At 57.7% G+C, this 7,097-nt stretch carries 7 protein-coding genes, 4 tRNA genes and 1 pseudogene; 5 read left to right on the top strand and 7 right to left on the bottom strand.

Translation table 11 applies throughout. The features are described 5' to 3' along the window. Positions 1-92 precede the first annotated feature (92 nt). The 4 genes from nifU to J3352_RS14000 form a co-directional block, all read right to left on the bottom strand. Positions 93-542 (bottom strand): Fe-S cluster assembly scaffold protein NifU, encoded by a 450-nt coding sequence (nifU, locus tag J3352_RS14015; RefSeq protein WP_005934520.1) that lies wholly within the window; start codon positions 540-542, stop codon positions 93-95. A gap of 1 nt (position 543) precedes the next feature. Continuing rightward, on the bottom strand, positions 544-1,761 hold the full coding sequence (locus J3352_RS14010) for a cysteine desulfurase family protein (protein WP_156067573.1): 1,218 nt from the start codon (positions 1,759-1,761) through the stop codon (positions 544-546). Positions 1,762-1,920: 159 nt separating this feature from the next. Next, positions 1,921-2,352, bottom strand: coding sequence for a hypothetical protein (locus tag J3352_RS14005; protein ID WP_154277147.1), 432 nt, complete (start codon positions 2,350-2,352; stop codon positions 1,921-1,923). A gap of 140 nt (positions 2,353-2,492) precedes the next feature. Beyond that, positions 2,493-2,816, bottom strand: a complete 324-nt coding sequence (locus tag J3352_RS14000; protein WP_005934523.1) for a rhodanese-like domain-containing protein — start codon at positions 2,814-2,816, stop codon at positions 2,493-2,495. A gap of 139 nt (positions 2,817-2,955) precedes the next feature. Between J3352_RS14000 and J3352_RS13995 the strand changes: the two genes are divergently transcribed. The 5 genes from J3352_RS13995 to J3352_RS13975 all read left to right on the top strand — a co-directional run bounded on the left by J3352_RS13995 (position 2,956) and on the right by J3352_RS13975 (position 5,449). Beyond that, positions 2,956-3,405, top strand: coding sequence for an Rrf2 family transcriptional regulator (locus J3352_RS13995; protein WP_005934524.1), 450 nt, complete (start codon positions 2,956-2,958; stop codon positions 3,403-3,405). 71 nt (positions 3,406-3,476) lie between these two features. Continuing rightward, positions 3,477-3,552, top strand: a tRNA-Trp gene (locus tag J3352_RS13990). A 284-nt stretch (positions 3,553-3,836) separates the two neighbouring features. Beyond that, positions 3,837-3,913, top strand: a tRNA-Asp gene (locus J3352_RS13985). A gap of 3 nt (positions 3,914-3,916) precedes the next feature. Further along, positions 3,917-3,992 (top strand) — tRNA-Thr (locus J3352_RS13980). 239 nt (positions 3,993-4,231) lie between these two features. Further along, positions 4,232-5,449, top strand: a complete 1,218-nt coding sequence (locus J3352_RS13975; protein ID WP_097771321.1) for an iron-containing alcohol dehydrogenase — start codon at positions 4,232-4,234, stop codon at positions 5,447-5,449. A gap of 214 nt (positions 5,450-5,663) precedes the next feature. Here J3352_RS13975 and J3352_RS13970 read toward each other — a convergent pair. From J3352_RS13970 to J3352_RS13960, 3 genes and pseudogenes are all read right to left on the bottom strand, one after another. Then, a tRNA-Thr gene (locus J3352_RS13970) sits at positions 5,664-5,739 on the bottom strand. Between the two features lie 187 nt (positions 5,740-5,926). Further along, positions 5,927-6,802, bottom strand: coding sequence for a patatin family protein (locus J3352_RS13965; protein WP_347563006.1), 876 nt, complete (start codon positions 6,800-6,802; stop codon positions 5,927-5,929). A 62-nt stretch (positions 6,803-6,864) separates the two neighbouring features. Further along, positions 6,865-7,097, bottom strand: a pseudogene (locus tag J3352_RS13960) (recombinase family protein); the annotation flags it as partial.

Genomic DNA, 7,097 nt, shown 5'->3' with positions numbered 1-7,097 from the left:
AATCTTCCCCATTTCGGGAGCTTTTGCAAATACTGTTTTATGGGAACTCTGCTACCGGGAACCACCCCTTTTTATGATTCTGCGGATCCTGCTCAGACCTTGCAGCTCTCACCGCTGCAATGGTCACAGTCTTCTTCCAGCTTGCCCACGATGGGTTCCGGATCGATGCCCTGACGGCGGTAGTAATCGGACAGAGCGGCCTTGACCGCCTGCTCGGCCAGCACAGAGCAGTGCACCTTGATGGGGGGCAGACCTTCCAGAGCTTCCACAACGGCCTTGTTGGTCAGCTTCAGGGCCTCGTCAATGGTCTTGCCCTTGATGAGGTCGGTGGCCATGCTGCTGGTGGCAATGGCGGCACCGCAGCCAAAGGTCAGGAACTTGACATCAACGATCACGTTGTTCTCGATCTTCAGGTACATGCGCATGATATCGCCGCACTTGGGGTTACCGACTTCACCCACGCCGTTTGCGTCGGGGATCTCACCAACATTGTGCGGGTTTGCGAAATGCTCCATGACCTTTGCGCTATACATACTTGCCATCTTAGTTTTCTCCCTTCAGGCTGAACTGGCGGGCGGTGTTCTGGCCCTGCAGCCACATACAACTCATAGCACGGCGGCGGGGAATGACCTCCTCCAGCACGTCGCACAGATATTTTGCTTCCTCCATGGTATTCTGCGGGCCAAAGGTGAACCGCATGGAACCATGGCCGATCTCCTCCGGCACGCCGATGCTCAGCAGAACATGGCTGGGGTCCAGGCTGTCGGAGTTGCAGGCAGAGCCAGTGGATGCGCAGATGTTGTGCATATCCAGATCCAGCAGGATGGTCTCGCCCTCCAGGCCCGGGAAGCTGATGTTCGCATTGCCAGGCAGGCGGTGCTCCAGGCCGCCGTTCAGGCGGGCCTCCGGGATGTTCTTGAGCACGCGGTCAATGACGTAATCACGCAGCTCTTTCTCGTGGGCCATCCGCTCGTCCAGATGGGCGACGGCCATTTCCAGGGCCTTGCCCATACCGGCGATACCGGCCACGTTCTCGGTGCCGGCGCGGTGGCGGGCCTCCTGGCTGCCGCCGTCGATCAGATTCTGGGGCCAGATGCCCTTGCGGCAGTACAGTGCACCCATGCCCTTGGGGCCATTGAACTTGTGGGCGCTCATGGACAGCATATCCACGCCCAGCTCCTTGACATCCACGGGAATGGTGCCAACGGCCTGCACCGCATCGGTGTGCATCCACACGCCGTGCTTGTGGGCGATCTCCGTAATTTCCTTGATGGGCTGGATGGTGCCGATCTCGTTGTTGGCCATCATAATGCTGACCAGCGCGGTATCGGGACGGATGGCCGCCTCCACATCCTCCGGGCGGATATAACCTTCCGGGGTGGGCTTGATATAAGTGACCTCAAAGCCCATGCGCTCCAGAGCCGCCATGCTGTGCATGATGGCGTGGTGCTCAAAGGCGCTGGTGATGAGGTGCTTCTTGTTCTGGCGGGCCTTGGTGAAGGCAGTGCCCTTCACGGCCCAGTTGTCGGCCTCGGAGCCGCAGCCGGTGAAGAAGATCTCCGCCGGAGACGCGTTGATGGCCTTTGCCACCTGGGCGCGGCCGGTGTCCACAAACTCTTTGGCCTCATAGCCAACGCTGTAATGGCTGCTGGGGTTGCCGCAGGCACCGCTCAGGGCCTGGGTCATCACTGCCAGCACCTCCGGGGCACAGGCAGTCGTGGCGGCATTGTCGAGATAAACCACTTTCTCCATAGTTTCCATGGGATTGATCCTTTCTGGCAAACGACAAATCGTTTTTGCATTTCCGGACCGAACGTCCGGGCCTATGATACCTTTTAACGGGAATGTTATACCATATCATTCCCTAGCATGTCAATAGGAATACTGGAAATTCATCAATCCGTAACAATCCGGGCAGATTCAGCGGCCTTTTCCGGCCAGCTTTCCCAGAACCACCTTCCATTTGGGGTAGCCCCAGCGCCGATCCTCGGCAAAATCATCGGCCAGCTTCCAGGGGAAGGTGCCGCCATCGAAGTACAGATTGCCCGCTTCGTCCACCCGGTCCAGCTTTTTGGGCAGGTATTCCTCATCATAATAGCTCTTGCGCTTATCCGGCAGGGCCCAGTGGAGGGTGCCGTCGGCATCCATGCCGGAAGCCCACACGCCGAACACAAAGGTCGCCGCCTCGCCGTAGCAGTGCTGCTCAAAGCGGATGGCACCATCATAATAGAATTTGATGACCTCCAGCGTACCGGATTCCTTTTTGCCGTCCCGGCCCAGCGTGGGGCGGTAGTCCTGCTGATACCGGCAGCCGCAATGGGCTCCGGCAAACTTTTTCGGGTCGAACGCCATAAGTGCACATCCTTTCTTTTGCACAAAACTCCCTCCGTCATCGCTGTGCGCTGCCACCTCCCTCTAGGAGGGAGGCTTACCGCACGGACAGGCCCCATCTCAGAGGGGGCTGTCTGCGAAGCAGACTGGGGGAGTTTCCTTTAAAAATGCCCCTCAAAATCGCCCTCGATCTCATACGGCCAGCTCAGGATGCCGCCGAGATCACGCAGGCCGGTGTAGCCCTGCGCTTCCAGCTTCTGTGCGGCATCGGCACTGCGGCGGCCGGTGCGGCAGTAGATCAGCCACTGGGCGTTTTTGTCCGGCATGACCTCCTCCGCGCGGGTCAGCACGTCACCCAGGGGCAGCAGCTTTGCGCCGGGGATATGCCCCACGGCAAATTCGTCCGGCTCCCGGACATCCACGGCCTGCGCCTTGCCTGCATCCAGCAGGCGGATGGCTTCGGCCGGAGTGATTTTCTCTACCATTGTCTCATCTCCAAGTTCCGATAATTTCTCTATTATATGATAACAGACGTTTTTTGTTTCGGCAAGAGAAACCGGCGTTTTCGCTTTGCAAAACCTGCACCGCGTGGTATACTAAGGGGAGAAACAAGGAGAGTAGACCATGAAATTTTCCACAAAGAGCCGCTACGCCCTGCGGCTGATGGCCGAGCTGGCCCGCTACGCACCGGGCACCACCGTCTCCCTGAAAGAGATCAGCGAGCGGCAGAACCTGAGCCTGAAATATCTGGAACAGATCGTCACCCCGCTGGCCCGGGTGGGGCTTGTGAAAAGCGAGCGCGGCAGCCAGGGCGGCTACCGGCTGACCAAGGCCCCCGCCGACTACACCGCCGGTGAGATCCTGCGCGCCATTGAGGGCAGCGTGGCCCCCATCCCCTGCCTTGGCAGCGAGACCAACGAGTGCCCCATGTCCGAGCAGTGCTTCACCCTGCCGTTCTGGGCCGGGCTGGACGAGGTCATCAACCAGTACATCGACAGCGTCACTCTGGAGCAGCTGGCCCAGAGCCTGCCCGCCGCCAAGGACGGCTGCTGCGGCTGCAACACCAAGACCTGAAAATTTATGCTTGACATTTTGCGCCGAATCTTATATAATAAGCAGGCATTCAGCGAATGCAGCATAGATTTAGGGGTATAGCTCAGTTGGTAGAGCAGCGGTCTCCAAAACCGCGTGCCGTGAGTTCGAGACTTACTACCCCTGCCACAAACCTCCGGAGCAGCCGTTCCGGAGGTTTTGTTTTTGCGCAGACATACTCCCCCAGTCATCGCTGCGCGATGCCAGCCCCCTCTGGGATGGGGCCTTTGTGCCCCTGCAAAGAGGCTCCCTCATGGAAGGAGCTGGCTGCGAATGCAGTGAGCAGACTGAAGAAGTCCGCCTTTTTCATCTTTTTTGCGGCTTTTTTGTTTTTTCCGCTTGACAAGCCGCCCATCTTCCGGTATAATAAGGCACGTTCCGGCGGTAAACGCCGCACGAACTTGAGCGATCATGGCCCGGTAGCTCAGTTGGTTAGAGCACCAGCCTGTCACGCTGGGGGTCGTCGGTTCGAGCCCGATCCGGGTCGCCATTTGCTGCTATAGCTCAGTTGGTAGAGCGCATCCTTGGTAAGGATGAGGTCTCCAGTTCGAATCTGGATAGCAGCTCCATTGAAAAACCACTTGAAGTCTTAGAGCTTCAGGTGGTTTTTTGTTTGCCATTTTCCCGGTTTCTCCGGCCGGAAAGCCTTCCCTTTCCAGCGAAATGCCCAAAATTGGGTCTGATTTTTCCACATTCCGGCAATTGAACTTTTGGATGGTTTGCAGTACACTTTGTGTAAGAGAGTTGGTTATTTTTGTGTCAAGCATCCACAGACCAGAGAGTTTTGATTGAATCGGAGGTATTTCCTATGGCTCGTTTTACTCTTCCCCGCGATCTGTACCACGGCAAGGGTGCTCTGGAAGCCCTGAAGTCCTTTACCGGCAAAAAGGCCATGATCTGTGTCGGCGGCGGCTCCATGAAGCGGTTCGGCTTCCTTGACCGCGCTGTTGGCTACCTGAAGGAAGCCGGCATGGAAGTGGAGCTGTTTGAGGGCATCGAGCCCGATCCCTCTGTTGAGACCGTCATGCGCGGCGCAGAGGCCATGCTGAAGTTTGAGCCCGACTGGATCATTGCCATGGGCGGCGGCTCCCCCATTGATGCCGCAAAGGCCATGTGGATCAAGTACGAGTACCCTGAGATCACCTTTGAGGAGATGTGCAAGGTGTTCGGCATTCCGCCGCTCCGCCGCAAGGCCCACTTCTGCGCCATCTCTTCCACCTCCGGCACCGCCACTGAGGTGACCGCCTTCTCCATCATCACCGATTATCAGAAGGGCATCAAGTACCCCATCGCTGACTTTGAGATCACCCCCGATGTCGCCATCGTCGATCCCGATCTGGCCGAGACCATGCCCAAGAAGCTGGTTGCCCACACCGGTATGGATGCAATGACCCACGCCATCGAGGCTTATGTTTCCACCGCCCACTGCGACTACACCGACCCGCTGGCCATCTTCGCCATCCGGATGATCCAGGGCGATCTGGTGGACAGCTATAATGGCGATATGTCCAAGCGTGATTCCATGCACAACGCACAGTGCCTGGCCGGTATGGCATTCTCCAATGCGCTGCTGGGCATCGTCCACTCCATGGCACACAAGACCGGTGCTGCCTTTGCCGACTACGGCGCACACATCATCCACGGTGCTGCCAACGCCATGTATCTGCCCAAGGTCATCGCCTTCAACGCCAAGGACCCCGAGGCCAAGAAGCGCTATGGTGTTATCGCTGACGAGATGAAGCTGGGCGGTTCCAACGACGACGAGAAGGTCAAGCTGCTCATCGAATACCTGCGCGGCATGAACGATGCGCTGAACATCCCCCACTGCATCAAGAACTACGGCCCCGATTCCTACCCCACCGAGCAGGGCTTTGTTCCCGAGGAAGTGTTCCTGGAGCGTCTGCCCGAGATCGCAAAGAACGCCATCGGCGATGCCTGCACCGGCTCCAATCCCCGCCAGCCCAGTCAGGAGGAGATGGAGAAGCTGCTCAAGTGCTGCTACTACGACACTGAGGTCGACTTCTGATTAAAACCGACATTTTACAGACACTTTTACCTCTTTCCCATAACAGCAAAGCCGCAAGCCCTCAACAGGCCTGCGGCTTTGTTGTTTGATGGGCCTCTCAGGCGCTCCGCGCCAGCTCCCTTGACTGGGGCTGCCAGGCTTGCGCTGCTGCAGACGGCAGAGCGATGGATGCAAAAAAACTGCCCTGACGGTTTCCCATCAAGGCGGTTTGAGCTGGAGCTGCTATCCAGATTCGAACTGGAGACCTCATCCTTACCAAGGATGCGCTCTACCAACTGAGCTATAGCAGCGCAATCACAGCTCAATTATTTTACCACAAGAAAGACTGCTTTGCAAGTGTTTTTTGCAAAAAAATCCGTTTTTTCTGTTCCAAAGCAAAAAAGCCCAGAGCGATACCGCTCCAGGCTCCTTTGTCTGTATGTACATATCATATGTATAATGTCCGGGGCGGATATTGTCAAGGGAAGTAAACGGGTTTCATCTCCAGGTACCCACCGATTCATCTTGTTTGGTGTTTTGCATCCACCGCACCAGTGCTTCGGCATCCTGTTTGCCTTTGGCGTACATTTTTTCAAGGCCGGCGCGGTTCTTGGTCAGGGTGGACATTCCCTCGGTGCTGTCCGGAGCGATGATGCAGACAAGGCCCTGCCGCTCCAGCTCCCGCGCCCGCTGGACAGCCGTGTTGTACCGCCCTGCCCGGCGGCGCAGCCCCTCGGCTGCAGCGGGGTAATGCGACTGCAACAGGTGTGCCAGATGCTCGTCCAGGGCATCACTCCTCACCAGCCCGATGGGCTTGGTCAGGATGAGAGCCACCCGGTCGCAGCCGTGGGCAAAGGCCCATTCCAGCGGGACGGGGTCAGCCAGGCCGCCATCAAAATAAGGCACGCCGTCGATGACGCAGGGCTGGTCGATGACCGGGATGCAGCAGGACGCCATGAGGACGCGGTAGTCGTCCGGGTGGAGGTCTGCCTTGGTGAAATACCGCGCCTCGCCGTTCTGTGCATTGGCGGCCACCACGCAGAGCTCTGCCGGGCTGCGGGCAAGCGCCGCGTAATCCAGCGGATTCTCGCCGCCTGCATTGCTGAGGGTGCCGTAGACATAGCCCAGATCGAGATAGGAGTGCTTGTGGATGAGGTTGTGCACGCTCATGTACTCCCTGCGGAAGGAGTATTCATCGTAAAAGGGCTTGTTCCGCCCATGCTGGCCTGCCAGATAGGACGCCATATTGGCGCTGCCCGCCGAAACGCCGATGCAGAGATCGAAGCGGAGGTCCTCCTCCAGGCAGCGGTCCAGCACGCCAGCGCCGTAAATGCCCCGCAGGCCGCCACCCACATCGATGACACCGTATTTCATGGTCTGTTCCTCCATCGTTTCATTCCATTTCCCTCCCAGTATAACGGGACGGCGGGAAATACTCATTGAGCAAACGGCGGGATCTGATGCAATTTGCGGCAGGAAGCAGGATCTGCCGCAAAAGAAAAGCACGAGACCGAAATCTCGTGCTTTTTTAGTGGAGCATTCTCCACAGCACTCGAACCTAAAACCTCTTCACGAGTGACCATTTTGGCATCGTCCGTGAAGTTGAAATTGAGTACGACCCGGTCATCAAAGACGTAGACCGAGTTGACAAAGGTATCAATGATCTGCC

This window comes from Faecalibacterium sp. Marseille-Q4164 (assembly GCF_017377545.1).
Classification (GTDB): domain Bacteria; phylum Bacillota; class Clostridia; order Oscillospirales; family Ruminococcaceae; genus Faecalibacterium; species Faecalibacterium duncaniae.
This window is presented reverse-complemented; position numbering and strand designations above follow the sequence as displayed.